Source organism: Amycolatopsis sp. cmx-4-61 (genome assembly GCF_046548775.1).
Lineage (GTDB): Bacteria > Actinomycetota > Actinomycetes > Mycobacteriales > Pseudonocardiaceae > Amycolatopsis.
Genome location: NZ_JAEBEI010000039.1, coordinates 1 through 24839, shown reverse-complemented (window position 1 = coordinate 24839; position 24839 = coordinate 1). Strand labels below are relative to the sequence as shown.

Annotated in this window: 24 protein-coding genes; 8 read left to right on the top strand and 16 right to left on the bottom strand. The window is 71.8% G+C overall.

The genetic code is table 11. The features are described 5' to 3' along the window. Positions 1-187 precede the first annotated feature (187 nt). A complete protein-coding gene (locus tag ACLJOU_RS46325; protein ID WP_410575678.1) occupies positions 188-1429 on the top strand; it encodes an SLC13 family permease in 1242 nt (413 codons plus the stop codon). On the opposite strand, the gene ACLJOU_RS46320 is transcribed toward ACLJOU_RS46325, so the two are convergent. The 4 genes from ACLJOU_RS46320 to ACLJOU_RS46305 form a co-directional block, all read right to left on the bottom strand. Beyond that, positions 1413-3155 carry a hypothetical protein gene (locus ACLJOU_RS46320; protein WP_410575677.1) on the bottom strand — a complete coding sequence of 581 codons (1743 nt, stop codon included), beginning with the start codon at positions 3153-3155 and terminating at the stop codon, positions 1413-1415. The genes ACLJOU_RS46325 and ACLJOU_RS46320 overlap by 17 nt on opposite strands. 198 nt (positions 3156-3353) lie before the next feature. Further along, positions 3354-4652 (bottom strand): bifunctional RNase H/acid phosphatase, encoded by a 1299-nt coding sequence (locus ACLJOU_RS46315; protein ID WP_410575676.1) that lies wholly within the window; start codon positions 4650-4652, stop codon positions 3354-3356. Further along, positions 4649-5386, bottom strand: coding sequence for a zinc ribbon domain-containing protein (locus tag ACLJOU_RS46310; protein ID WP_410575675.1), 738 nt, complete (start codon positions 5384-5386; stop codon positions 4649-4651). Before ACLJOU_RS46310 ends, ACLJOU_RS46315 begins: the two co-directional genes overlap by 4 nt. A gap of 9 nt (positions 5387-5395) precedes the next feature. After that, positions 5396-6217: a Nif3-like dinuclear metal center hexameric protein gene (locus tag ACLJOU_RS46305; RefSeq protein WP_410575674.1), complete on the bottom strand. Its 822-nt coding sequence runs from the start codon at positions 6215-6217 to the stop codon at positions 5396-5398. 329 nt (positions 6218-6546) lie between these two features. Here ACLJOU_RS46305 and ACLJOU_RS46300 point away from each other — a divergent pair, with 329 nt between their 5' ends. The 3 genes from ACLJOU_RS46300 to ACLJOU_RS46290 all read left to right on the top strand — a co-directional run bounded on the left by ACLJOU_RS46300 (position 6547) and on the right by ACLJOU_RS46290 (position 8652). Then, positions 6547-7008, top strand: coding sequence for a low molecular weight protein-tyrosine-phosphatase (locus tag ACLJOU_RS46300; RefSeq protein ID WP_410575673.1), 462 nt, complete (start codon positions 6547-6549; stop codon positions 7006-7008). Between the two features lie 145 nt (positions 7009-7153). After that, positions 7154-7984 carry an SURF1 family protein gene (locus ACLJOU_RS46295; RefSeq protein WP_410575672.1) on the top strand — a complete coding sequence of 277 codons (831 nt, stop codon included), beginning with the start codon at positions 7154-7156 and terminating at the stop codon, positions 7982-7984. Between the two features lie 50 nt (positions 7985-8034). Continuing rightward, a complete protein-coding gene (locus tag ACLJOU_RS46290; RefSeq protein ID WP_410575671.1) occupies positions 8035-8652 on the top strand; it encodes an FMN-binding negative transcriptional regulator in 618 nt (205 codons plus the stop codon). A gap of 26 nt (positions 8653-8678) precedes the next feature. Here ACLJOU_RS46290 and ACLJOU_RS46285 read toward each other — a convergent pair whose 3' ends face one another. From ACLJOU_RS46285 to ACLJOU_RS46275, 3 genes are all read right to left on the bottom strand, one after another. After that, the gene (locus ACLJOU_RS46285) at positions 8679-9116 is read right to left on the bottom strand and encodes a hypothetical protein (RefSeq protein WP_410575670.1); all 438 of its coding nucleotides are present in this window, start codon (positions 9114-9116) and stop codon (positions 8679-8681) included. Positions 9117-9172: 56 nt separating this feature from the next. Next, complete coding sequence (locus tag ACLJOU_RS46280; RefSeq protein WP_410575669.1) at positions 9173-10063, bottom strand: cobalamin biosynthesis protein; 891 nt, start codon at positions 10061-10063, stop codon at positions 9173-9175. A gap of 149 nt (positions 10064-10212) precedes the next feature. Then, positions 10213-10917 carry a FadR/GntR family transcriptional regulator gene (locus ACLJOU_RS46275; protein ID WP_410575668.1) on the bottom strand — a complete coding sequence of 235 codons (705 nt, stop codon included), beginning with the start codon at positions 10915-10917 and terminating at the stop codon, positions 10213-10215. A gap of 102 nt (positions 10918-11019) precedes the next feature. Between ACLJOU_RS46275 and ACLJOU_RS46270 the strand changes: the two genes are divergently transcribed. The 4 genes from ACLJOU_RS46270 (at position 11020) to ACLJOU_RS46255 (ending at position 13801) form a co-directional block, all read left to right on the top strand. Beyond that, positions 11020-11517 (top strand): gluconokinase, encoded by a 498-nt coding sequence (locus ACLJOU_RS46270; RefSeq protein ID WP_410575667.1) that lies wholly within the window; start codon positions 11020-11022, stop codon positions 11515-11517. Then, complete coding sequence (locus ACLJOU_RS46265; protein ID WP_410575666.1) at positions 11514-12881, top strand: gluconate:H+ symporter; 1368 nt, start codon at positions 11514-11516, stop codon at positions 12879-12881. The genes ACLJOU_RS46270 and ACLJOU_RS46265 overlap by 4 nt, the downstream gene beginning before the upstream one ends. An 87-nt stretch (positions 12882-12968) precedes the next feature. Beyond that, on the top strand, positions 12969-13292 hold the full coding sequence (locus tag ACLJOU_RS46260; protein ID WP_410575665.1) for an ArsR/SmtB family transcription factor: 324 nt from the start codon (positions 12969-12971) through the stop codon (positions 13290-13292). Continuing rightward, positions 13289-13801 (top strand): SRPBCC domain-containing protein, encoded by a 513-nt coding sequence (locus tag ACLJOU_RS46255; protein WP_410575664.1) that lies wholly within the window; start codon positions 13289-13291, stop codon positions 13799-13801. The genes ACLJOU_RS46260 and ACLJOU_RS46255 overlap by 4 nt, the downstream gene beginning before the upstream one ends. Before the next feature lie 49 nt (positions 13802-13850). On the opposite strand, the gene ACLJOU_RS46250 is transcribed toward ACLJOU_RS46255, so the two are convergent. The 9 genes from ACLJOU_RS46250 to ACLJOU_RS46210 all read right to left on the bottom strand — a co-directional run bounded on the left by ACLJOU_RS46250 (position 13851) and on the right by ACLJOU_RS46210 (position 24566). After that, positions 13851-14855, bottom strand: coding sequence for an N-acetylglucosamine kinase (locus ACLJOU_RS46250; protein ID WP_410575663.1), 1005 nt, complete (start codon positions 14853-14855; stop codon positions 13851-13853). Next, positions 14852-16117, bottom strand: a complete 1266-nt coding sequence (locus ACLJOU_RS46245; protein WP_410575662.1) for a 6-phospho-beta-glucosidase — start codon at positions 16115-16117, stop codon at positions 14852-14854. The genes ACLJOU_RS46250 and ACLJOU_RS46245 overlap by 4 nt, the downstream gene beginning before the upstream one ends. After that, positions 16114-17004 (bottom strand): carbohydrate ABC transporter permease, encoded by an 891-nt coding sequence (locus tag ACLJOU_RS46240; RefSeq protein ID WP_410575661.1) that lies wholly within the window; start codon positions 17002-17004, stop codon positions 16114-16116. The genes ACLJOU_RS46245 and ACLJOU_RS46240 overlap by 4 nt, the downstream gene beginning before the upstream one ends. Next, positions 17001-18032 carry a carbohydrate ABC transporter permease gene (locus tag ACLJOU_RS46235; RefSeq protein WP_410575660.1) on the bottom strand — a complete coding sequence of 344 codons (1032 nt, stop codon included), beginning with the start codon at positions 18030-18032 and terminating at the stop codon, positions 17001-17003. Before ACLJOU_RS46235 ends, ACLJOU_RS46240 begins: the two co-directional genes overlap by 4 nt. Continuing rightward, on the bottom strand, positions 18029-19387 hold the full coding sequence (locus ACLJOU_RS46230; protein WP_410575659.1) for an extracellular solute-binding protein: 1359 nt from the start codon (positions 19385-19387) through the stop codon (positions 18029-18031). Before ACLJOU_RS46230 ends, ACLJOU_RS46235 begins: the two co-directional genes overlap by 4 nt. Positions 19388-19398: 11 nt before the next feature. After that, a complete protein-coding gene (locus ACLJOU_RS46225) occupies positions 19399-20610 on the bottom strand; it encodes an ROK family transcriptional regulator (protein WP_410575685.1) in 1212 nt (403 codons plus the stop codon). 268 nt (positions 20611-20878) lie between these two features. After that, the gene (gene nudC, locus ACLJOU_RS46220) at positions 20879-21898 is read right to left on the bottom strand and encodes an NAD(+) diphosphatase (protein ID WP_410575658.1); all 1020 of its coding nucleotides are present in this window, start codon (positions 21896-21898) and stop codon (positions 20879-20881) included. Further along, positions 21898-23277 carry a M16 family metallopeptidase gene (locus ACLJOU_RS46215; RefSeq protein ID WP_410575657.1) on the bottom strand — a complete coding sequence of 460 codons (1380 nt, stop codon included), beginning with the start codon at positions 23275-23277 and terminating at the stop codon, positions 21898-21900. The genes nudC and ACLJOU_RS46215 overlap by 1 nt, the downstream gene beginning before the upstream one ends. Continuing rightward, on the bottom strand, positions 23274-24566 hold the full coding sequence (locus ACLJOU_RS46210; protein WP_410575656.1) for a M16 family metallopeptidase: 1293 nt from the start codon (positions 24564-24566) through the stop codon (positions 23274-23276). The genes ACLJOU_RS46215 and ACLJOU_RS46210 overlap by 4 nt, the downstream gene beginning before the upstream one ends. Positions 24567-24839: the final 273 nt, after the last annotated feature.

Genomic DNA, 24839 nt, shown 5'->3' with positions numbered 1-24839 from the left:
GCGAACTCCCAGGCGAGGGCCCGCCGAACTCGGCGCGAGGCAGCAGGTCTCCGACCGCCGAAGTCGGGGCGCGAGCTCCCGGGCCACGCTCTCGCAGTCCACTTCGGACTCCCGCCCGCGGGGCGCCCCCCGTCTTCCACACTACCCGGGGGGACCGGCAGAATCGGGCCGCAGTTAGCGTGAACGCGTGAATCTCCTCGCGGGCGCGGCCAGTCTGGTGCTCTTGGCCGGTGTGCTCGTCTTCGCCATCGTGCGGCCGCGGGGGTGGCCCGAGGCCGTCGCCGCCGTTCCCGCTGCCGGGATCGTGCTGCTCCTCGGGCTCGTGTCGCCCGCCGCCGCCGGGGAGCGGGCCGTGGAAATCCTGCCCACCCTGGGGTTTCTGGCCGCGATCCTGCTTTTGTCCTTTTTGGCCAGTGTCGACGGCGTCTTCGCCTGGCTCGGCAACCGGCTCGCCGAAGCGTGTCACGGCCGTCCGCGGCGGCTGCTCGTCCTCACCTTCGCCGCGGCCGCCGGGGTCACCGCCATCCTCAGCCTCGACGCCACCGTCGTGCTGCTCACGCCCGTCGTGCTCGCCACCGCCACCAGCCTCGAACTCCCCGCGCGGCCGCACGTCTACGCGTGCGCGCACCTCGCGAACTCGGCGTCCACGCTGCTGCCGGTCTCCAACCTGACCAACCTCCTGGCCTTCGCCGCGTCCGGGCTGACCTTCGCCGGCTTCACCGCGCTGATGGCGTTGCCGTGGCTGGTCACCATCGCCGTCGAACTGCTCGTGTTCCTGCGCTTCTTCCGGGCCGACCTGCGGCCGCGGGAGACGGCGGAGCCGCGGCAGCACCTCGAGACGCCGGCCTTCGCGCTCGTCGTCCTCGGCCTGACGCTCGCCGGGTTCGCGGTGGGGCAGCTCGGGCACGTCGAGCCGGTCTGGATCGCCGCGCTGGCCGCGCTCGTCCTCGGCGTGCGCGCGGTCGCGCGGGGGAAGATCAGGCCGTGGCAGCTGGTCACCGAGGCGGCGCCGCAGCTGTGCCTGTTCGTGCTCGGCCTGGCGGTCGTGGTGGAGGCGGTGTCGGAGCACGTCCTCGGCGGCGTGCTGCGCGAGGTCCTGCCGGCGTCGACGGGCCTGCTCGACCTGCTGGTCGCGGCCGGGGTGGCGGCGCTGCTGGCCAACCTGGTCAACAACCTCCCGGCCACGCTGATCCTGCTGTCGGTGCTGGGCCCGCACCCGGCGCCGGGCGTGCTGCTGGCCGTGCTGCTCGGCGTCAACATCGGCCCGAACGCCGGCTACCTCGGTTCGCTCGCGACCCTGCTGTGGCGCCGGACGCTCCCGAAGCCACCCTCGTTCAAGACGTTCCACGTCCTGGGCGCGCTGACGACTCCGGTGAGCCTCGCCGCCGCGACCTTGGCGCTGTGGCTCGGCCTCAGCTGGGCATCGTGATCGTCTGGCCCGGCTTCATCGTCGGGCCGCAGTCGTCCAGCGGGCCGCCGAAGCGGTCCGCGGCCACCGCCGGGATCGTCTTCGCCGCGTAGTCCTGGGCCGCCTTGAGCTTCGCCGGGTCGGTGACGGCGTCGCGCCGCACCCAGTCGCCGTTGCGCAGGCCTTCGATCGGGGAGCTGTAGATCAGCACGTAGTCGCGGTCGAGGCGCGGGTCGAGCGCGATGCCGTTGCCCGCCGCCCACGGGCCCCACGAGTGGATGAACGTCGGCTTGACCGTGTCGAACACGTAGTTGCGCAGGCCCGCCAGGTCGTTGTCGTGCACCAGGTCGGCGATCGGCTTGTTGACCAGGCCGGCCATGTCGACCAGTTCGAGCCGGCTGGTCATCGAGGACCCACCGAGGTCGGGCAGCAGCAGCGACGCCTTCTGCAGGCCGAGGATGTCGGCGTAGGTGTTGAAGCCGCGGCCGAAGCGGTCGGCCACCAGGCACGCCGTGATGTTCGGGTTCTTCGCGAACTTGTCCGCCGCCGCCGCGAAGCCGATCGCGGACGGGACGAACGCGCCCACCAGCACCACGACCACGCCGACGCGCAGCAGCGCCCGCCGGTGGCGCAGCAGCTCACCGGCCGACAGCGTGCCCGCGATGACCGCCAGCGGCCAGATCGGGCTGGCGAACCGGTGCTGGTACATCCAGTCCGCGACCATCACGCCGTACGCGACGATCCCCAGCCCCAGCGGCACCAGCAGCGCGACCAGCGACCGCCGCCACGGCGCCTTGACCAGCGCGAACCCGACCACCAACACCAGCACGACCACGCCGGTCCAGCCCGCGTAGCCGACCAGCTCGAACGGCCGCTTCACCGCGTCGAACCCGGGCAGCCCCTGCTGCTTCGCCACCGACGGGTTCGCCAGCAGCCGCCCGAACTCCGCGTGCCGCCAGACGACGTACGCGCCGAACGGCACGGCGAACGCGGCCACCGACAGCAGCGCCAGGCGGAAGCTCTTCCAGAACAGCCCCGAGCGCAGCAGGAACAGCGCGGCCAGCGGGTACGCACCCGCGTAGATCAGGCCTTCCGGGCGGGTCAGCGCGGCGAACGCCACCAGGACGCCCGCCCAGAGCGCGACCTTCGGGGTCAGCAGCACGTCCCGCTTGACCGAGACGAACAGCGTCACGCCCAGGGTGACGACCGCGAACGCGAAGAGCGAGTTCTCCAAGCCGGAGACCACCCAGATGACGTACGACGGGATCGTCGCCAGAGTCAGGCCGACGACCAGCGTCGCGAGCCACGCGAACCGGGTGAAGACCTGCTTCGCGGCGATGTGGCAGGCCGTCAGGACACCGCCGGTGAACAGCAGGCCCAGTGCCTTCGGGAAGAGCACGTAGTCCGGGATGCCGAAGAGCGTGCCGTGGTCGAACAGGCCGACGAGCTTGCCGAGGCCGAGCAGCACCATCCACGTCGGGTCGGAGAAGCCCTCGACCGGCGGGGCGCCCGGCTGCAGCACCGGGCCGAAGCCGTCGGCGAAGCTGCGGGCGTAGGAGAAGGTGATGGCGGCGTCGTCGACGATCCAGTGGCCGTACCGGGTGGCGTGGACGGCCACGGCCGCGACGCCGGCGAGCACGGCCAGCACCGGCGCCAGGCGCGCGCCCCAGCCGCGGGTGGCCGTGGTGGTGGCCGGGTCCTCGGGGACGTCGCTCGGGGAGGTCTCGGTGAGTGCGCTAGCCGTCATGTCCTCGTCACTGTTCCGCCCGCAGGCTTCTGCCGGTGGGATACGCGCGAGCTGGCGCCCCCTGAGTGGGCCGATCGTGCCGGCCCGCCACCGCGGCGACGCGGTCGAGACACTGTAGCCAATACCCCATCCGGGGTCCGCCACGCGTCGGGGTTGAGCGTGATCCACCCCACATTTCCTCCTCGGCGCGGTGCCCGGTCAGACGAGGTGCGAGGTGTCGTTGGCGAGCCGGACCGACGCGTTCCCGTCGGGGTAGAACTCGACGATCGACAGCGACGCCAGATCGAGGTGCAGCCGGAACAGCAGCTGGGGTCCGGCGTCGAGGCCCATCCGGAGCAGGGTCTTGATCGGCGTCACGTGGCTGACCAGCACCAACGTCCGGCCGCCGTGCTCGGCGATGAGCTCGTCGCGGGCCTTGCGGACACGCCGGTGGACGACGTCGAAGCTCTCCCCGCCGGGCGGCGGCACCGAGCTGTCGCCCAGCCAGGACCGGTGCAGTTCCGGGTCGCGGTCGGCGGCTTCGGCGAACGTCAGGCCTTCCCACTCGCCGAAGTCGGTCTCGATGAGCCCGGGGTGGGTCTCGACACGGCCGCCGAGCGCGTCGGCGACGGCCTGCGCCGTCTGCTTCGTGCGGGTGAGCGGCGAGGCGATGATCGGGACGGCCGCACCGTCTACGACCAGGCCTTCGGTCGCGGCCAGCCGCTTCGCCGCCGCGGCCGCCTGCGCGCGGCCGAGCTCGGTCAGGGGGACGTCGCCGCGGCCGGAGTAGCGGCGCAGGGCCGACATCTCGGTTTGGCCGTGGCGGAGGAGGAGCAGCCGGGTGGGGGTGCCTTTCGCGCCGGTCCAGGCCACCGTCGCGCGGTCGGGTTGCCGGGTCGGGAGCTTCGGCTTGGCGGCCGGGTCGGCGGTGGTGGCGCCCCCGGGGGCAGTGCCGGTGGCGCCACCGGTCCGGTCGGCGGTAGTGGCGGCTCCGGAGGCAGTGCCCGTGGCGCCGCCGGTCCGGTCGGCGGCAGCGCCGGTGGCGCCGCCGGTCTTCGCGGCGGCCGCGGTCCTGCCCGCCGGGCCGGGGCGGCCCGCGGCGGGCTTGCCGGTCGCCGCGTCCATGGCCTCGTTGGCCAGGCGGTCGGCGTGCGAGTTCTGCGCGCGCGGGATCCATTCGTACCTGACCCGGGTGAAGCCGGCGGCCAGCTCCTTGGCCCGCTCCGCCAGCGGCTGCATGTCCGGGTGCTTGATCTTCCAGCGTCCGGACATCTGCTCCACCACGAGCTTCGAGTCCATCCGGACGTCCACAGTGGACGCGCCCAGTTCGGCGGCCGCGGCCAGGCCGGCGATCAGGCCGTTGTACTCGGCGACGTTGTTGGTGACCACGCCGAGGCTTTCCTTGCGCTCGGCGAGGACGTCGCCGGTCCCGGCGTCCTTCACCACGGCGCCGTAGCCCGCCGGGCCCGGGTTGCCCCGGGACCCGCCGTCGGCCTCGATGACGACGTGCGAGGTCACAGACCCGACTCCAGGGTCCGGACCAGGATCGCGCCGCAGTTCTCGCACTGGATGACGTCGTCCTCCGGTGCGGCCTTGATCTCGTTGACGGTGTTGCGGTCGAGCTCCAGCTGGCAGGCGCCGCAGCGGCGGGCCCGCAGCAGCGCGGCGCCGATGCCCTTGTGCTCGCGGACGCGCTCGTACAGCTTGAGCAGCGGCTCCGGGAAGCGCGGCACGAGCTTCTCGCGGTCTTCGGCGCGGCGTGCGCGGGTGGTGTCGAGGTCCTTGAACGCCTCGTCGCGGCGGGCGATCGCCGCGGCGACCCCGGCCTCGGCCTTGTCGACCTCGGCGCCGGTGCGCTGCGCGTCCAGGCCGAGGGCCTCGCGCTGCTCCATCAGCTCCAGCAGGTCGTCCTCCAGCGCGCTCTGCCGCCGCTCCAGCGACTGCAGCTCGTGCTCGATGTCGGTCATCTGCTTCGAGTTCACCGAGCCGGACGCCAGGAGCTTGCGGTCGCGGTCCTCGCGGGCGCGGACCGACTCGATCTCCTTCTCCTGCCGGGCGATCTCGCGGTCGAGGTCGGAGGCGGCGGTCTCCACGGACACGAGCGCGTCGCGGCGCTCGCGGACGGTCTTCTCCCCCGCGTCGATCTCGGCCAGCTCGGGCAGGGTGCGGCGGCGGTGCGCGGTGCGCGAGAGCTCGGCGTCCACCTTGGCGAGCTCGAGCAACTGGCGCTGCACGGCGGGTTCGGCCTTCACGGTGCTCCTCTAAATCGATGTGCGCTCGGCGCGGACGTTCCACGGGTCGGTGCACCGCGTGGACACGTGCCCGTCGACGTTACCCGCAAAGGCCCGCGCCACGAGCGCCGAGGCTTGCCCGCACCAGGGCCACTCGCTGGCCCAGTGGGTCAGCCCGACCAGGGCGGGCACCGGGCCGCGGCCCGCGAGGTGCTCACCGGCGGGGTGATGCCGCAGGTCGGCGGTGACGAAGGCGTCGACCCCGGCCGCGGTGGCCCGCTCCAGGTAGGAGTCACCGGCGCCGCCGGACACGGCGACGGTGCGGATCGGGCGGTCCGCGTCGCCGGCGCCGAGCACGCCGGGCACGGTCGCGGGCAGGGCGTCGGCGACGCGCTGGACGAAGGCCGCGAAGGGCTCGGGCTCGGCCAGTTCGCCGATGCGGCCGATGCCGGTGACGCCGTCTTCGTTGGGGGTCAGCGGGCCGGTGACGCGCAGCCCGATCGCCTCCGCGAGGGCGTCGGAGACGCCGGGGTCGGCGGAGTCGGCGTTGGTGTGCGCGCAGTAGAGGGCGACGCCTTCGCGGATCATCCGGTGCACGAGCGCGCCCTTGGCGGTGTCGGCGGGCACGCCGTGCACGCCGCGCAGCAGCAGCGGGTGGTGCGCGACGATCAGCTGCGCGCCGAGCTCGACGGCTTCGTCGACGGTCTCGGCGACGGGGTCGACGCAGAACAGCACCCGGCGCACGGGCTCGGCGGGATCGCCGCAGACCAGGCCGACGGCGTCCCACGACTCGGCGAGCGCGGGCGGGTAGGCCCGCTCCAGCACGGAGATGACTTCGGAGATGGCGGGCATCGGGAGATTTTGGCACGGGCCGCGCGGGCCGGCGTCCCGCCTCTCCGTCGGCCGGGTGGTGGGCGGCGCCCCGGCGGCAACACGCCGCCGCGGGCGCCGGGTGGGATCAGTTGCAGTTGCCGCAGCAGCCGCAGCCCTGTCCGGTGCACTTCGAGCAGCACCCGTGCATGATCGCTCTCCTTCCGGTTCGCGTCCTCGCCCGATCGACGCTAGGTGCGTGCCGCGGGCCGCGGATACCGCCGAGCGGGCGGGTGACCGGGTGAACCCCGCGGTTACCCTCGGACGCGGCGAGCGAGCCTGGCCGGGTGTCCCCCGGTTACCCTCGGGGCGTGACGCACATCGTCTTCGTCTGCTCCGGCAACATCTGCCGCTCCCCGATGGCCGAACTGGTCTTCCGGGCCGGGCTCGACGACGCCGGGCTCGCGGATGCCGTCCGCGTGAGCAGCGCGGGCACCGGGCCGTGGCACGTCGGGGAACCCGCCGACAAGCGGGCCCGCGCCACCCTCAAGGCGCACGGTTACCCCACCGCGCACGTCGCGTCGGAAGTGTCGGACGAGGACCTCGCCGCCGATCTGCTGCTGGCCGCCGACGAGGGGCACGCCGAGTTCCTGCGGGCGCGGGCCGGCGATCCGGCGAAGGTGCGGCTGCTGCGGTCGTTCGACCCTTCGGCCCCCGAGGGCGCCGAGGTCCCCGACCCGTACTACGGCGGCGACGACGGCTTCGAAGACGTCCTCGGGATGATCGAGCGCGCGGTGCTCGGGCTGCTGGACTGGGTCCGGGCGCACGCCTGATCGGCAGCACGAACCGCTCTCCGGCACCGGGACCCCGCCGACAAGGGGCGGCCCGACCGCCGAGCCCGGCCGGTTCGCCCGGTCTCCGTCACAGCGGGCGGAGGTCGGCGGGCGGCCCGGGCGGGGTACGGCCTACCGTGAAGGGGTGCGGTTGCGGTTCCTGCTCCGGCCCGGGTGGCTGGCACTGACGGCGGTGGTGTTCACCTTCGCCGTCTGCTGCTTCACGCTGCTCTCCCCGTGGCAGTTCAGCCGCAACGCCGAGCGCGAGCAGCAGAACGCCGCGCTGCAGACGTCGTTCACCGCGGCGCCGGTGCCACTGGCGCAGCTGCTCCCGCCGGGCAGTGTGCCCGGGCAGCGGACCGAATGGCACCTCGTCACGATCACCGGCCAGTACCTGCCGGACAAGGAAGTCGTCGCGCGGCTGCGGACCGTCCAGGGCGAAGGCGCCTTCGAAGTGCTGACGCCGATGCGGACCACCGACGGCACGATCGTGCTGATCGACCGCGGCTACGTCCGGCTGGACAGCAAGTCGGCCGCGCTGCCGTTCGCGCCGCCGCCGGCGGGGACCGTTTCCGTGACGGCCCGGGTGCGCGCGGACGAAACCGACCCGAAGAACCGCGACGCGTTCGCCGACGCCTCGACCGGCGGCCGCCTGCAGAGCTACGTCGTCGACTCGCGGGTCGTGGCGCGGGCGGGCGGCCTCGACATCCGGCCGGGGTACTTCCAGCTGGACGTCGGCCAGCCCGGCGTGCTCGGCGCGCTGCCGCTGCCGCAGACGGACTCCGGGCCGTTCCTGTCGTACGCGCTGCAGTGGATCGCGTTCGGGGCGATGGCCCTGCTCGGCTGGCTGTACTTCACCATCCGCGAGCTGAAGCCGGGCGGCGCGCTGGACGCGTCCTCGGCGCCCGCGCGGCGGAAGTCGGTCGCCGAGATCCTGGCGGAGGACGAGCTCGCCGAAAGTGGTCATCAGAAGTAGGCCGGAAATGGCCCTGGGATGAGGCCACTTCGGCCGGTGATACTCGGGCCATGCTGATCCACCCCTGGGACGCCGCGACGGATTCCGAGTGGCGCGCCTGGCTGGCCGGGCACGACTTCGGCCAGCTGATCGCCGGCGGGACCGGCCGCGACCTGCCCGTGGTGACGCCGGCGCACTTCGCGTTCGACGGCGACCGCACGATCGTCACGCACCTGGCCCGGCCGAACCCGATCTGGCCGCTCCTGGAGGAGCACCCGCGGGCCCTGCTGACGGTGATCGGCGACTACACCTACATCCGCGCGGACTGGAACACGGCCGAGGACCCGGCGTACGGCGTGCCGACGTCGTACTACGCGACGGTGCAGCTCGAAGGCGACGTCCGGTTGGTCGACGACCCGGCGGCGAAGGCGGAGCTGCTGGACAGGCAGCTGCGCCACTTCGAGCCGGACGGCGGGCGGGCGCCGGTGAGCGCGGCCCGGGACGCGCCGGACCGGCGGCTGCTGCCGGGGATCCGCGGGATCGAGTTCTCGATCACCGGCGTGCGGGCGAAGTTCAAGTTCGGCGGCAACAGGACGGCCGAGGACCGGGCGCGCATCGGGGCCCGGCTGGCGGAGCGGGGCGGCCCGTCGGACGAGCAGGCCCGGGCGCAGCTGCTCCGCCGCGGCTGAGGGATCCCGGCCGCGGCGGAGCCGGCTCAGCCGCCGCAGGCCGGCACGGGGAGCACGTCCAGGAACCCGTGGATGGTCTCGCCGGTGGTGTGGTTCCGCGCGTCCGCGGTCATGTGCTGCGTGACGCCCGGCTGGTTGGCGGTCGCGTGCTGCTCGCGGATCCCGGCCGTGGTCGAGACGTCGTCGCCGGTGAAGAAGACCTTGCCGTTGTCGGCGAACGTGATGGTCCAGGTCTGGCCGGCCACGGTGGTGTGGATCTCGAACTCCTCCCCCACGACGAACGACCCGCCGGGGCCGTCGTCGTCGTGCTTGGACTTCAGCGTGAAGGGTGTGCCGAGGCTGCCGGAGCCCTCCTGCTTGTAGGTGGGGCCGCAGGGCCGGCTCCTGGCGTCGGCGGTTCCGGTGACGACCAGGGTGAGCAGGCTCGCGGCGACCACGCCGGCCGCCATGTGCTTGTACCGCAAGAGTTCCTCCCAGGTTTCGGCGAAGCGTTGCCTACGCTCGTCGATACGCGGCAGGGTTACGGCCGGCGGCGCCGGAAGCCCATCAGCACGGCGAGGACCACCGCGGTCGCCCCCGCCAGCCAGCCGACCACGCGCGACAGTTCCACCGCGCGCGTCACGTGGCCCGCGTCCGGGTTGCGGCCGACGCCCAGTACCGGGAGTTCCAGCACGCCGTGCGGGTACACCGTGCGGCCGCCGACGCGGATCTCGAGCGCGCCGGCGAACGCCGCCTCCACGCGGCCGGCGTTGGGGCTCGGGTGGGCGATCGTGTCGCGGCGCCAGGCGCGCCACGCGCCGCCCGCCGAGCCGCCGACCACCGGGGCCGCCAGCACGGTCAACGCCGCCGCCACGCGGGTCGGGACCAGGTGGACCAGCTCGTCGGCGCGGTCCACCGCCCAGTGGCCGCGGCGGCCCACCCGCGACCGGCGCAGCAGGCTCACCGCCCGCGCGCCCAGGAGGCCCGGTACGCCCGCCACCGCGCCCCACACCAGCGGGGCCACCACCGCGTCGGAAGTGTTCTCCGCCAGGGTCTCGACCGAGGCGCGGGACAGCGCGATCGCGCCCAGGCCGTCGGCCACCCGGGGGTCCAGTTCGGACAGTGTGGTGCGCGCCGGCTCGAAGCGGCACTCCTCCAGGTCGCGGGCCAGTTCGGTGCCCTGCTGGGCCAGGCCGGCCGCGCCGAGGACCGCCCACGTCGTGACCGCCGTCGCCGAGGCTTGCACCAGCGGGCGGCCCCGGCCCGCGCGTTCGAGCAGCGCCCCGCCCGCCACCGCCGCGGCCGCGGCGAGGACGCCCGAGCGCGGCGGGAGACGCCGGAACGCCGTCACCGGGGGACGGCGGCGGGGGTCGCCGAGGGCGCCGTCGGCCGCCACGCCCAGCACCAGTCCGATCGCGCGCGCCGCGCTCACCCAAGCCCCCCGGCGGAAGTAAGTCCAGTTCCCCGGGGAGGCTACTCGTCCCCGGAACCCGCCGGGCCGAAGGGGACGTTGCCCGTACCGGACGCGACGAAAGTCCCTGCCGGTGCGCCGGAAGTGCCCCCCTCCGGCGCACCAGGCGCTCACTCGTCCCCGGGATCCCCTTCGGCCACCAGAGCGGCGATCTCCTCCCGCGCCTGCACCACGATGTCGCGCATCGCCCGCTCCGCCCGGTCCGGCTCCCCCGCGGCCACCGCCGCGGCCACCTCCAGGTGCAGTGCCACCGCCTCGGGCTGCGGCTCCGGTGGCATGAGGCCGTGGCCGGTCCGTCCGGTGAGGACCTCCGCGACGACCTCCGACAGCTGTCCGAACATCGGGTTGCGGGACGCGGTGAGCAGCAGGTCGTGGAAGGCGATGTCGAACCCGAGGAACGCCGGGAGGTCGCGGGCCCGGGCCGTGCGCGCCAGCCGCTCCCCCAGCGCGCCCAGGCGGCCGCGCTCCTCCGGGGTCGCGCGCAGGGCCGCGAACCGGGCCGCGCACGGCTCGATCGCCGAACGCAGCTCGTTCAGCGTGGCCAGGGCCGCCGCGCGGGCCGGGCCGTCGAGCTGCCAGCGGATCAGCCGCGGGTCGTAGTGGTTCCACTCCGCCGGCTCGCGGACGATCACCCCGACCCGGCGCTTGCTGCTGGTCAGCTGCATCGTCTCGAGCACACGGACGACTTCGCGGGCCACGGTCCGCGAAGCGCCGAAGCGTTCCTGGAGCTCTTCGGAGCGCAGCACCGTACCGGGCGCCAATGATCCGTTAGCGATCGCCGCCCCGAGGGCATCCAGAACCTGCTCGTGTCTCACCTGGTCAACCTAACCGTCTGATTCGATTAAGTAGTACTTCATCTTGAATAAGTAGTACTTTTGAGTTTGACTCACCTGGGCACAACGAAGTGGGAGGTGCGGATGACCGTCATCGTGGTGATGGGGGTGTCAGGCTCCGGGAAGACGACGATCGGCACGGCGCTCGCCGAGGCGTTGGGCGTCGAATACGCCGAAGCGGACACGTTCCACCCGAAGGCCAACATCGACAAGATGACCGCCGGCACGCCGCTGACGGACGAAGACCGCGCGCCCTGGCTCGCGGCCATCGCCGGCTGGATCCGGGAGCACCAGGTCACCGGCGGCGTCGTGACGTCGTCCGCGCTCAAACGCCGGTACCGCGACGTGCTGCGCAGCGGCGGCGACGTCTTCTTCGTCCACCTGCACGGTGACCGGGCCCAGCTGGCCGAGCGGATGAAGACCCGGAAGGGCCACTTCATGCCCGTGTCGCTGCTGGATTCGCAGCTCGCCGACCTCGAACCCCTCGAGCCGGACGAGGCCGGCATCGTCCTCGACAACACCAGCGGGACGCCGGCGGAAATCACCGAAGCCGCGCTGACCGCCCTCCGGGAGCACGCGTGAACGCCGTCCTCGCCGCCGGCTGGACCGGCCACGACACCCGCCTGATCATCGCCACCGTCGTCGCGATCGCCGTCATCGTCGTGCTCATCACGAAGGTGAAGCTGCACCCGTTCCTGTCGCTGGTGCTCGGGTCGCTCGTGCTCGGGCTGACCGCCGGGATGCCGGTCGACAAGCTGCTCAAGAGCTTCACGACCGGCGTCGGCAGCACGGTCGCGTCGGTCGGCATCCTGATCGCCCTCGGCGCGATGCTCGGCAAGCTGCTGGCCGACTCCGGCGGCGCCGACCAGATCGTCGACACCGTGCTCGGCAAGGCCCGCGGCGCCGCGCTGCCCTGGGCGATGGCGCTGGTGGCCGCGCTGATCGGGCTGCCGATGTTCTTCGAGATCGGCCTCGTCATGCTGATCCCGGTGGTGCTGCTCGCGGTCAAGCGCACCGGGAAACCCCTGATGCTGCTGGGGATTCCGGCGGTGGCCGGGCTTTCGGTGCTGCACGGGCTCGTCCCGCCGCACCCGGGCCCGCTCGCCGCGGCGGGCGCGCTCAACGCGAACGTCGGCGTGACGCTGGCGTTCGGCCTGCTCGTCGGCATCCCGACGCTGGTCATCGCGGGCCCGCTGTTCGCCCGCGTCGCCGCCCGGCTCGTCCCGGACGCGGCTCCGCCGGAGCGCCTGATTCCGGAGCGCGCCGACACGGACAAGCCGCGCCCGAGCTTCGCCGCGACGCTCACGACGGTGCTGCTGCCGGTCGTGCTGATGCTGGCGAAAGCGCTGTCGGACATCCTGCTGGCCAAGGACAGCCAGGTGCGCAAGATCCTGGACTTCGTCGGCGACCCGCTGATCGCGCTGCTCGCGGCGGTGCTGGTCGGCATGGTCCTGCTGGGCCGCCCGGCCGGGCTCGACCGCGCCCGGCTGTCCACTGTGGTCGGTGACTCGCTCGGCCCGATCGCCGGGATCATCCTGATCGTCGGTGCGGGCGGCGGCTTCAAGCAGACGCTGGTCGACGCCGGCGTCGGCGACGTCATCACCGGCCTGGCCAAGGACGCGAACCTTTCGCCGCTGCTGCTCGGCTGGCTGGTCGCGGTGGCGATCCGCCTGGCGACGGGCTCGGCCACGGTCGCGACCGTGTCGGCGGCGGGCATCGTCGCGCCGCTGGCGGCCACGATGGACCCGTCCCACAGCGCCCTGCTGGTCCTGGCGATCGGCGCCGGTTCGCTGTTCTTCTCCCACGTCAACGACGCCGGGTTCTGGCTGGTCAAGGAGTACTTCGGCCTGTCGGTCGGCCAGACGCTGAAGAGCTGGTCGGTGATGGAGACGCTGATCTCCGTGGTGGCGATCGCCCTGATCCTGCCACTGTCGTTGATCGTTTAGCCGCGGACGAAGGCCGTCACCCCACCGCGGGTGGCGGCCTTTTTCGCACGTTGACATGTGACCTTTTGGTCACCTATCCTCGCTCACGTGCCCGACGACGACCTGGTGTTCAAGGCGCTGGCGGATCCGACCCGCCGGTTCCTGCTCGACCTGCTCTTCGAGCGTGACGGCCGCACGCTCACCGAGCTGGAGACCCAGGTGGAGATGACCCGCTTCGGCGTGATGAAGCACCTGAAGCTCCTCGAAGAGGCCGGGCTCGTCGTCACCCGGAAGGAAGGCCGCGAGAAGCGGCACTTCCTCAACCCCGTCCCGATCCGGCAGATCCACGACCGGTGGATCGACAAGTACACCGAGCGCCACGTGACCGCGCTCCTCGACCTCAAGAACGAACTGGAAGGCGAAGAACCATGACGGACACCGTGCAGGTCTACCGCGTCTACATCAAGGCGTCCCCGGAGCGCATCTGGGACGCCATCACGAAACCCGAGTGGACGGCGAAGTACGGCTACACCGGCCTGGTCGACTTCGACCTGCGGCCCGGCGGCAAGCACCGCACCCACCCGACGCAGGCGTTCATCGACGCCGGGATGACCGGTGACGTCGTCGACGGCGAGGTGCTGGAAGTGGACCCGCCGCGCAAGCTGGTGATCACCTGGAAGCTGCTGATGGCGCCGCAGGACGTGGCCGACGAGCCCTACACCACGCTCACCTACGAAATCGAGGAGTCCAAGACGGCCGGCACCCGGCTGACCGTCACGCACGACGTCACCGGCGCCCCGAACATGGCCGGGATGGTCAGCGGCGCCTTCGAGCGGCTCGACGCGCCGCCGAACGAGAACGCGGGCGGCGGCTGGCCCTGGATCCTCTCCGACCTCAAGTCCCTGCTCGAGACCGGCGAAACCATCGTCCCGGCGCCGTGAGGTGGGTCTGGTGGCCTGCCTCGCGCCGCTTCGAGGCAGGCCACCAGGTCTAGGTGCGCTGGGTCGCCGCCTTCAAGGCCGCCTTCGCGGCCTCGGGCGCGTCCAGCGTGTCGAGCCCGAACAACGCGGCTCCGACCACCGGGTTCACGTCGACCACGCGGACCACCGCGCGCGGCGCGACTTTCAGGCACCGCTTTTCGATCTCCGCGATCACCGGGGCACCGACGCCGGTCAGCACGCCACCGCCGAGGACGATTTCCGGCGCGTCTTCGGTCAGGTCGAGTTCGCGGAGGATCACCGCCGCGAAGACGCTGACCTCCTCGACGAACCGAGTGACGATGTCCTGCGCGACCTCGTCCCCCGCGGCCGCCACCTCGAACAGCAGCGGGCACAGGCCGTGGATCGACGCCGGGTCGATCTCCTCGAAGTGCAGGCCCTGCACGACGTCCAGCAGGGTCGGCTTCCCGAAGTACGCCGCCACCGCGGGCATCAGGGCCGTGCGCGGGCCGCGGCCGTCCTCGGCGCGCACGGCCCACCACAGGGCCTCCTCGCCGAGCCGGTAGCCGCCGCCCCAGTCGCCGGAGATCTTGCCCAGCGCGGGGAAGCGGTGCACACGGCCGTCCGGGCCGACGCCGGCACCGTTGATCCCGGCGCCGCAGACGACCGCGACCCCCACCCCCGCACTGCCCGCCCGGAGCAGCGCGAGCGTGTCGTTGCCGACCGTCAGGGTGTCGCTCCAGCCGCGCGCGGACAGCGCCGCGTGCAGCGCCTCTTCCTCGCGCGGGAAGTCGAGCCCGGCCAGGTAGGCGGAGGTGTGGACGGCTTGCGGCCGCGTGCCGAACGCCGGGTACGCCTCCAGGACCAGTTCTTCCAGTGCCGCCACGCATCCCGCGACGCCGATGTTCTGCGGCGACGCGCCGGGGCCACGCGAGGCCCCCAGCACCACGCCGTCTTCCGAGATCACCAGGACCTCGGTCTTGCTGTTGCCGCCGTCGATCGCGATGACGGCCGCCGACGTACTTTTTCCCGCGGAGGCGGAATCAGGCACGCTCATCCGCGAGCCCAGGGCAGGTACTCGCGGTTGATCTGCACCAGGGAGTCGGCGAGCGTGTCGGCCTTCGAGTACTGCCCGACCAGCGGGTGCGCCAGCAGGGCGTCGGCGACGCGGTCGCGGCCGCCCTTCACCGCCGCCTCCAGCGCGAGGTACTCGTACGACGTCGTCGCCGCGATCAGCCCGGCGAAGTTCTGCTCGACCGGCGGCTGCGGGATCGGCGTCGCACCGTTGGAGTCCACAATGGATCGCGCCTCGATGACGGCGTCGTCCGGCAGGAACGGGAAGGTCCCGTTGTTGCGGACGTTCACCACGTGCTCCTCGGCCGGGCCGCCCGCGGTCAGCGCGTGCACCAGCTGCACGGCCGCCTCGGAGTAGTAGGCGCCGCCGCGCTTCTCCAGGGACTCCGGCTTGGTCACCTGCTCCGGGTCGAGGTAGATCTTCAGCAGCTCTTCCTCGACGTCGGACACGACGTCCGCGCGCGGCCGTTCGGTGCGCTGCTTGGTGACCTGCTCGTCGTGCGCGTAGAAGTACTTCAGGTAGTACGACGGCACGACGTTCATCCGCCGCAGCCACTTCTCCGGGACGCTCACCTCGTTCGAGAGGTAGTCCAGGTGCTGCTTCAGCAGCTCGGGCAGCCGGTCGACGCCGTCGACGAGCGCGCCGCGTTCCCAGCTCAGGTGGTTGAGGCCGGTGTGGACGAGCTTGACGTCGTCCGCGCCGACGCCCAGCAGCCTGCCGAACTGCCGCTGCAGGTTGATGGCGACGTTGCACAGCCCGACCGCGCGGTGGCCCTCGTTGAGCAGGGCGCGAGTGACGATGCCGACCGGGTTCGTGAAGTTGACGATCCACGTGTCGTCACCGGCGATCTTGCGCACGCGGTCGGCGATGTCCAGCACCACCGGCACGGTGCGCAGCGCCTTCGCGAGGCCGCCCGCGCCGGTCGTCTCCTGGCCGACGCAGCCGCAGGCGTGCGGGAACGTCTCGTCCGAGCGCCGCGCCCGCTGGCCGCCGACCCGCAGCTGGATCAGCACCGCGGACGCGCCGTCGACGCCTTCCTCCAGCGACTGCGTGGTCCGCACCTGCGCCGGGTGGCCGGCGTGCGAGAGCAGCCGCTGGCTGAACCCGCCGACCGCCTCGACGCGGTAGGCGTCCGGGTCGACCAGCACGATTTCGTCGACGTCCAGAGTGGACCGGCGGCCGGCGATCCCGTCGATCAGCTCCGGCGTGTAGGTGGACCCGCCACCGACGACTGCCAGCTTCATCCCTTGACTCCCGTGAATGTGATGCCCTTGACGAACGACTTCTGCGCGAACACGAACAGCACGATCACCGGCGCCATGATCAGCGCGGTCGCCGCCATCGTCATGTTCCACTCGACGTGGTGCATGCCGCGGAAGGACGCGATCGCGAGCGAAAGCGGCCAGTGGTCCTGGTTTTCGCCGGTGTAGAGCAGCGGCCCGAAGTAGTCGTTCCAGGTGAACAGGAAGCAGAACATGGCGGTGGCCGCGATCCCGGGCTTGGCCATCGGGATCAACACGCGGTACATCGCCTGGAACTCGTTGCAGCCGTCGATCTTCGCCGCTTCGAGGTAGTCCTTCGGAATGGTGAGGAAGAACTGCCGGAGCAGGAAGATCGAGAACGCGTCGAAGAAGAAGTACGGCACGATCAGCGGCACCAGCGTGCCGGTGAGGCCCATCCGGACCCACAGGTCGTACAGCGGCACGACGGTGACCTGCGGCGGCAGCAGCATCGCCGCCACGGTCAGCATGAAGAACAGGTTCTGCCCGCGCCACTTCAGCTTCGAAAGCGCGTACGCCGCCGGAATCGCCGAAAGCAGCGCCCCCGCCGTCGCCAGCGCCGAATACAGCAGGCTGTTGCCGAAGTATTCGAGCAGCGGAGCTTTCTGGAACACCTTGACGAAGTTCTCGAAGTGCCATTCGCTCGGCCACAGGCTCGCCGTCATCGCCTGGTCGTTCGCCATCACCGCGGTGAGGAACACGAACAGCAGCGGCAGCATGAAGATCACGCCGAGGGCGATCCCGACCGCGTGGGTGGCGATGAACGACAGGCGCTTGTCCCAGCTGCGCTTGAACCGCACCGTCGGCGGTGTGCCCGCTTCACGCTGCGGCGCTTCGGCCACGGCGGTCATGCGCCCTCCTCCTGGTGCTGGGACTTCCTGAGCTGGCGCACGAGAATCCACGTGAAGCCCGACGACACGATGAACAGCAGGACGGCCATCGCCGCCGCGTAACCCATGTTGAAGTAGCGGAAACCCTGGACGTACAGCCAGATCGGGTACGTCAGCGTCGAGTTCTGCGGCGCCCCGATGAGCTTCGAGTTGCCGGCGACGTCGGCCGTGCCCGCTGACGCCGACGACGCGACGATCGCCTGGGTGAAGAACTGCAGTGCGTAGATGATCGAGTTCACCACGCCGAACAGCAGCACCGGTGAGATCGACGGCAGCGTGACGTGCCAGAACCGCCGGATCGGGCCGGCGCCGTCGAGTTCGGCGGCTTCGTACTGCTCGGTCGGGACGTCGAGCAGCGCGGCCAGGATGATGATCATCAGCTCGCCGGAGCCCCACAGTGCCAGCAGCGTCAGCGCGGGCTTCGACATCGCCGGGCTGTTGAACCACAGGCCGCCGTCGATGCCGACGAGCCGCAGGAACCGGTTGACCGGGCCGAACTCCGGGTTGAACACGAAGACGAACGCCAGCGTGGCCGCCGCGGGCGGCGCGAGCGTCGGCAGGTAGCACAGCGTCCGGACCAGCCCGACACCCGACTTGAGCCGCGAGATCACCGACGCGATGCCGAGGGAGAACACCACCCGGCAGACCGTCAGGACGACCACCAGCCACAGCGTGTTGTACGCCGCCGTGCCGACCAGCGGCTCGGTGGTGAACATCCGGATGTAGTTGTCGAACCCGATGAACTGCGGCGGGTTGATCAGGTCGTAGCGGGTGAAGGAGTAGTAGACCGTGGCGATCAGCGGGTAGCCGAAGAAGACGAGGAACCCGATGAGCGCCGGGGCCATGAAGAACAGGACGGTCCGGCGGCGCTTGGCCCGGCGGGCCCCCGCCCGCGCCTGGCTCGGCGCGGACGGGGAACCGCCGGTTTTCGCGGCGAGCGTGCGGGGCGAGGTACTCGTTACCGCCGAGACCCCATCGGACAGAGTCATCCGCCCGCGCCCTTCTGCTTGAGCTCGTCGTCGATCTGCGCGTCGACCTTCTTCAGGCCTTCGGTCAGGTCGGGCACCGAACCGGCCTGCCACTTCTCGGCGAAGTCGTTGACCGCCTTGAGGTGCGCGTCGCCGATCGGGGTGGTCTGGTTGGCGACCAGCTTGCCGCTGTCGTAGATGTCGAGGAACGTCTTGAACTGCGGCTGCAGGTCCAGCTTCGGCGAGGTGAGCGACGCCTTGGTGCTGGGCACGTTCTTCAGGCCGTTGGCCATGTCCACCAGCGTGTCGGTGTCCAAGGTGACCTGCTTGATGAGCTCCCACGCGGCGCCGGGGTTCTTGGCGCCCTTGGGGATGGCGATGATCGTGCCGGTGGTGAAGCCGCCGCCGTAGTGGTCGGCCATGCTGTCGAGGACCGGGGCCGGCGCGGTGCCGTAGTTGACGTTCGGCGCCTGGTCCTTGAGGAACGCGGTGCGGAACTCGCCGTCGTAGATCATCGCGAGCTTGCCCTTGTGGAAGCCGTGGTCGGCGGAGTACTCGTCACCGAGGCCGGCCTTGAACTGCTCGACCTTGGCGTGACCGCCGTAGAAGTCGATCAGCTGCTTCTGGAACTCGAACATCGCCTTCCAGCCGGGGTTGGTGGCGAGGTCGGACTTGCCGTCCGGGCCGAGGAAGGGCGCGCCGAAGTTCGGCGCCCAGTACTGGGCCTGGTTGGCGTAGAACGGCATCGACGGCAGGAAGCCGGCGACCTTGATCGAGCCGTCCGGGTTGAACTCGGTCAGCTTCTTGGTCGCTTCGAACAGTTCCGACGTCGTCTTCGGCGGCGAGGTGATGCCCTTCGCCGCGAACATGTCCTTGTTGTAGTAGAGCCCGTAGACGTCGGCGAGCATCGGCATCGCGCACCGCTTGCCCTGGTACTCCGTGTAGTTGCGGACCGCTTCGGGGATCTGGTTCAGGTCGATCTTGTCGCGCTCGATGTAGGGCTTGAGATCGGAGAAGCTGCCGGTGGAGCACCAGGCGCCGAGGTTGTCGGTGTAGAACGAGATCGCGACGTCCGGGGGGTTGCCGCCGCGGATCGACTGCGTGAGCTTGTCGTCGTCCTGGTTGCCCTCGTGCTTGATCTCGATGTTCGGGAACTTGGCCTTGAGCTTGTTGAGGCCCGCGGTCACCACGCCGTACTCGCGGTCGGTGAACTTGGAGTACACCGTGATGGTCAGCTTGTCGTCCTTGCCGGGCGCGGCGGCCGCGTCACCGCCGCTCGGGGCGGCGGCGCCGGAGCAGGCGCTGGTCAGCAGGACGGACGCCGCGGCGGCGGCCACCAGCAGGGCGCCGCGGCGGGTCCGGGTGGTAGGGGGCATGGCCCTCCTCCTCATCGGTTGGGGCTACTCGGTCGGGGACGGGTGCTGTCGCCCTCGGGTCTGCGCGACCCGAGGAGCGTGGGGGTGACGACGCCGAAGACGTCCTCACGGGTGGTGGCGAGCGCCGACTGCAGCGCGCCCGCGCGAACGGCGTTGCCCTGCACGGAAGCGCAGCCCACGGGCGTGCGCGGCAGGACGAGTTCGTGCAGCTTTTCCTGGACGAGCGCGGCGAAGTCCTCCCCGCCGGCCCGGCTGGTGTCGCCGCAGAGGAGCACGAGCTGCGGATCGGCGACGGCGACGAGGTTGGCGACACCCCCGGCGACCCGTCTGGCGAGATCGTGCCGGAAGGGGTGGTCCGGTCCGGTCTTCGCGACGGCCTCCCAGGCAGTGGCGGCTTCGATGCCGTGCGCGGCGGCGAGGCGGCAGATGGCGGGCGAGTCGACCAGGTTGCCGAACCGGGCGCCGGCCTCGGGCCAGACGTCCCCGGTGTCCACGGTGGCCGGATCGGGCACGCGCATCCAGTCGATCTCGCCGCCGCCGCCGGTGGCGCCGCGCAGCAGCCGCCGTCCGATCACGACGGCACCGCCGACGCCCTCGGACAGCCAGACCATGACGAAGTCGTCGACGTGCTGGGCCTGCCCGACGGTCATCTCCTCGACGGCGACGAGGTTGACGTCGTTTTCGATGAGGACGTCCACGCCGAGTTCGTCGGACAGCTTCTGCGGGACGTCGAAGCCGAGCCAGCCGGGGATGTGCGGGGCCGACGACAGCAGGCCGGTCCGCGGATCGAACGCCCCCTGCGCGCCGATCACGACGTGGGCCAGGTCCGTTCGCTGGATCCCGGCTTCTTCGGCGACCTTCTGGAGGGCTTCCCCGAAGGTCCCGACGACGTCGGCGCCCTCGTGCACGGGCAGCGGAGTCCGGTACTCGGCGAGCACGACCCCGGCGACATCGGCGACGACGAAGTCGGCCACGTGCGGCGTGAGGTCGACGGCGGCGACGAAGGCGAGGCTGCCGTTGGCCGCCCAGAGCTGGGCCCGCGGCCCGCGTCCGCCGCCGCGCACCCCGGCCTTGACGACCAGGTCGTCCAGCTCGAGCCGGGTGAGCAGCTGCGCGGTGGCGGGCTTGGAGAGGCCGATGGCGAGCTCGAGTTCCGCGCGGGTCAGCGGGCCTTCCCGGAGGAGGACCTCGATGGCGGCGCGATCGTTGATCTCGCGCAGCATCCGCGGACTGCCGGCTCGCACTCGTCGTCTCCCGACTTAATTAGGATACTTTACAGACGGTTTCCGGGGACTGTAGTGAGCCGGGGCACAGCCGTCAACGGTCTGGTGAAACGGCCAGGTAACGCTTGGCGGCGTTGGGCCGGGTGGCGGGCGTACCGGTGAACGAGTGGCGCCACCCCGGACGGACCCGGCCACCCGTTTCCGGCCCGCAACGCGAACGGCCCCGGCTTGCTGCCGGGGCCGTTCGTGTAGCGCTCAGTGGCGGCGGTTACTCCTCCGCGTCCGCCCAGGCCCGGAGCATCACGTGGGCGATCGACGAATTGCCCGGCAGGATCAGCTCCGCCGCGCCCCCGGCGATGGGGGTCGGCTTAGAACCCTCGCCCCGCACCGAGCTGTTCTCGAACGCCGCGCGCACCTCCGCGCGCGAGACCCACAGCGCCTCTTCGATCTCGCCGTCCGCCGGGACCAGCGGCGCGGACCGGTCCGCGCGGGCCGTGAAGCCCAGCATGATCGACCGCGGGAACGGCCACGGCTGGCTGCCGAGGTAGCGGACGTCGGACACCGAAGCGCCGACCTCCTCGCGGATCTCCCGCGCCACGCAGGCTTCCAGGGACTCGCCCGCCTCCACGAAACCCGCCAGCACCGAATACCGCCCCGCCGGCCAGATCGGCTGGCGGGCCAGCAGCACGTGCGAGCCGTTCGTGCCCTCGAGGGAATGGACCAGGCAGATCACCGCCGGGTCCGTGCGCGGGTATTCCTCACGGCCGTCGTTCGTGCACTTGCTCGCCCAGCCGAACTGGATCAGTTCGGTGGGCCGGCCGCAGCGGGCGCAGAACTTCGCTTGGCGACGCCAGTTCCGCAACGCCTGTGCCGTCGTGAACAGGCCCGCCGACGTGTCGTCCAGCAGGTCGCCGTACCCGCGCAGCTCGACCCAGATCTCGCCGTCGACGCTGGGGACCTCCTCGACGAAACCCCAGCTGCCCGCCATCTTCACCGTGCCGGCGTCACCCGACGGCCCGCCCGGCAGCGACCAGTGGTCGACGCCCTGCCACTCGCCGAGGAACACCGCGTCCTCGGGCGGCGCGGCGCCGTAGTCGATCGCCTTGCGGAACGCCAGCGTCGACGAACCCTCGACGACCGGGGTGCGCCCGGCGTCGTCCAGGAGGACGACCCGGGCGTCGGCCCAGCGCGACACCAGCCGCGCGGGGTCGGTGCGCAAGCCTTCCTGACGGTCCACTGTGGACCGGGACAGCGTCGGCAGGGCACCGAGGGTGAACGGGACGGACATCAGGCCGGCTCGCCCACGACGACGTCGCCGAGCGCCAGGAGCTTGCGCTCGAGGACGGCCGCGTCGCCGACCACGACACCGGTGAACCGCTTGGGCGCGAAGTACTTCAGGGCCGCTTCGGCCACCTCGTCGGCCGTCACCGCCGCCACCCGCGCCGGGTGCTCGTTCAGCCACTCCAGGCCCAGCCCGGTCGACGCCAGCGCCAGCACCTGCCCGGCCAGCCCGGCCTGCGACGACGTCGACGTCAGCAGCGAGCCGATCGCGTACTGCCGCACCGACTCCAGCTCGTCGCCGGACGGCGGGACCTGGCCGAGGCGGCCCAGCTCATAGCGGGTCTCCAGCAGCGCCGGGGCCGTCGCGTCGGTCGCGGTGTCCGCGTCGACGTTGACCACGGCGGTGCCGTCGGTGAACTCGAACCCGGAGTGCGCGGAGTAGGTGTACCCCTTGTTCTCGCGGATGTTCTCCACCAGCCGCGACGAGAAGTACCCGCCGTAGGCCAGGTTCGCCAGCTGCAGCGCCGCGTACCCCGGGTCCGTGCGCGGGAGCGTCTGCGCCGAGAGCCGGATCTGCGACTGCACCGCGCCGGCGCGCGGCACCAGCAGCACGGCCGGCCCGGTCAGGTCCGGCAGCGGCGGCAGCCGGACGGCGGAGCGGTCCGACGCCCAGCCGCCGAGCACCTTCTCCAGCTCGCCGATGACACCGTCGGGGTCGAGGTCGCCCACCAGCACCATGACCGAACCGCGCGGCAGCACCGACGCCTGGTGCAGCGCCCGGACCTGCTCCGGCGTCACGACGGCGACGTCCTCGGCCTTCGGGACCTCGCGCGTGGCCGGGTGGTCGCCGTAGCGGTGCTTCTGCAGGGCCTCGCGGGCGATCGTGCGCGGCTGCGTGCGCGAGACGGCGATCCGCTCGACCAGCCGCTCCTTCTCGCGGGCGATCTCTTCGTCGGCGTACGTCGCGCCGGTGAGGACGTCGCCGAGGACGTCGAGGAACGTCGGCAGCTTGTCGGCGAGCGCGGATCCGGTGAGCACCAGGCGTTCCGGGTCGACACCCGCGCCGATGTCGCCGCCGATCAGCGCCAGCTCGGCGTCGATCTCGATGCGGTTGCGGCGGGCGGTGCCGGTCAGGATCGTCTCGGCGAGCACCTCGGCCGTGGCCGGGTGCAGGGCGTCGTCACCGGCGAACGGGATCCACAGCCGCGCCTCGACCATCGGCACGGTCGCCTTGCGGACGGCCACCACGCGCAGGCCGTTCGCCAGCGTCGTGTCCACATGGGACAGATCGGCGGCGGCCCGCTGCCCGCCCAGCGGCGGCAGCGGCCGCGGTCCCCGCGCGGTGCGGCCGATCTCTTCGGCGCTGCGGTGCGTTGCTGAAGTCACTGCTCGTTGTTCCCTTCCGAAGCGGGCTTGACCACCAGCACGGCACGCGCGTCCGGGCGCAGCGCCTTGGCCGCCGCCGAGACGGCTTCCGCGGTGACGGCGGACATCCGGTCCGCGAGCCGGTACACCAGCGACGCGTCGCCGTAGAGCAGTTCGAACGAGCCGAGCGCCAGCGTCCGGGACACGAGCCGGTCGTGCTCGGAGTGCAGGCTCGCCGTCCAGCGGGCGGTGACCTTGCGCAGTTCCTCGTCGCTCGGCGGGGTCTCGGCGAGCTTCTCCAGCTCGTCGTCCAGCGCGGCGAGCACGCGCTCGCGCGGCACCTCGTGCGGGTGGATCAGGGTGATGGTGAACGTGTCGGGGTCGCGCGCCTCGAACGGGCCGAACAGCCCGGCCCCGGCGCCGATGTCGACGACCAGGGGCTCCTTGTGGACCAGCCGCTGCTGCAGGCGGGAGCCGTCGCCGTCGGTGAGCACGCCGGCCAGCACGAGGTAGGCCAGGTAGCTGTCGACGTCGTTGATCGGGTCCGGCATCCGGTAGCCGATGCCGAGCGCGGGCAGCGGGGCGTGCGCGTCTTCGACCTCGCCGCGCAGCTCGGTGGTCGGCAGCGGCTCGGCGAACGACGGCCGCTGCGGCGCCGGCCGGTGCGGGACGTCGCCGAAGTGCTCCTCGATCAGCTTCTTCGCGTTGTCCACCTCGAAGTCGCCCGCCACCGTGAGCACGGCGTTCGCCGGCGAGTAGTAGGTGTCGAAGAAGGCCGCGCAGTCGTCGACCGTGGCGCTTTCGAGGTCCTCGAAGCCGCCGTAGCCGTTGTGGGCGTTGGGGAAGGTCGAGTACAGCACCGGCGGCAGGGTGATCCACGGGAACCCGCCGTAGGGCCGGTTCAGCACGTTGAGCCGGATCTCCTCCTTGACGACGTCGATCTGGTTCGCCAGGTTCTCCGCCGTCAGCTTGGGCGCGCGCATCCGGTCGGCCTCGAGGAACAGCGCGCGCTCGAGCGCGGCGCTCGGGAGCACCTCGAAGTAGTCGGTGTAGTCCGGGTGGGTGGACCCGTTGAAGGTCCCGCCGCTGGACTGCACGTGCCGGAAGTGCGCGAGCTTCTCCAGGCTCTCGGAGCCCTGGAACATCAGGTGCTCGAAGAGGTGCGCGAAACCGGTGCGCCCCTCCGGCTCGGAGCGGAAACCCACGTCGTAGTGCACGCTGACGCCGACCACCGGCGCGGTCGCGTCGGGGGCGAGAACCACCCGCAGACCGTTGTCGAGGGTGTATCGGACGAGCTCGGGATCGGCCATGGCCCCACCCTACGACGGCTGGGCGGTCGCCTGCGTCCCGACCGGCTGCTGAGCGGGGCGTCCCGGCCGGCCCGGTCCCCGTCGAACGCGGCCACCCACGGCCCGAGTTCGCCCAGAGCGAGCGCGTAGGCCCCTTTCGGCGCGCCCGCGCAGCCGGGCCCCGTGCGCGGCGCCACCAAGAACCGCAACCAGCAGGGCAACACGTGGCTCGCCCCCGCGGGCGACGTCTCCTAGCCTCGTGTCGACCCTCCGATCACGCGTGTCGACCCTCTG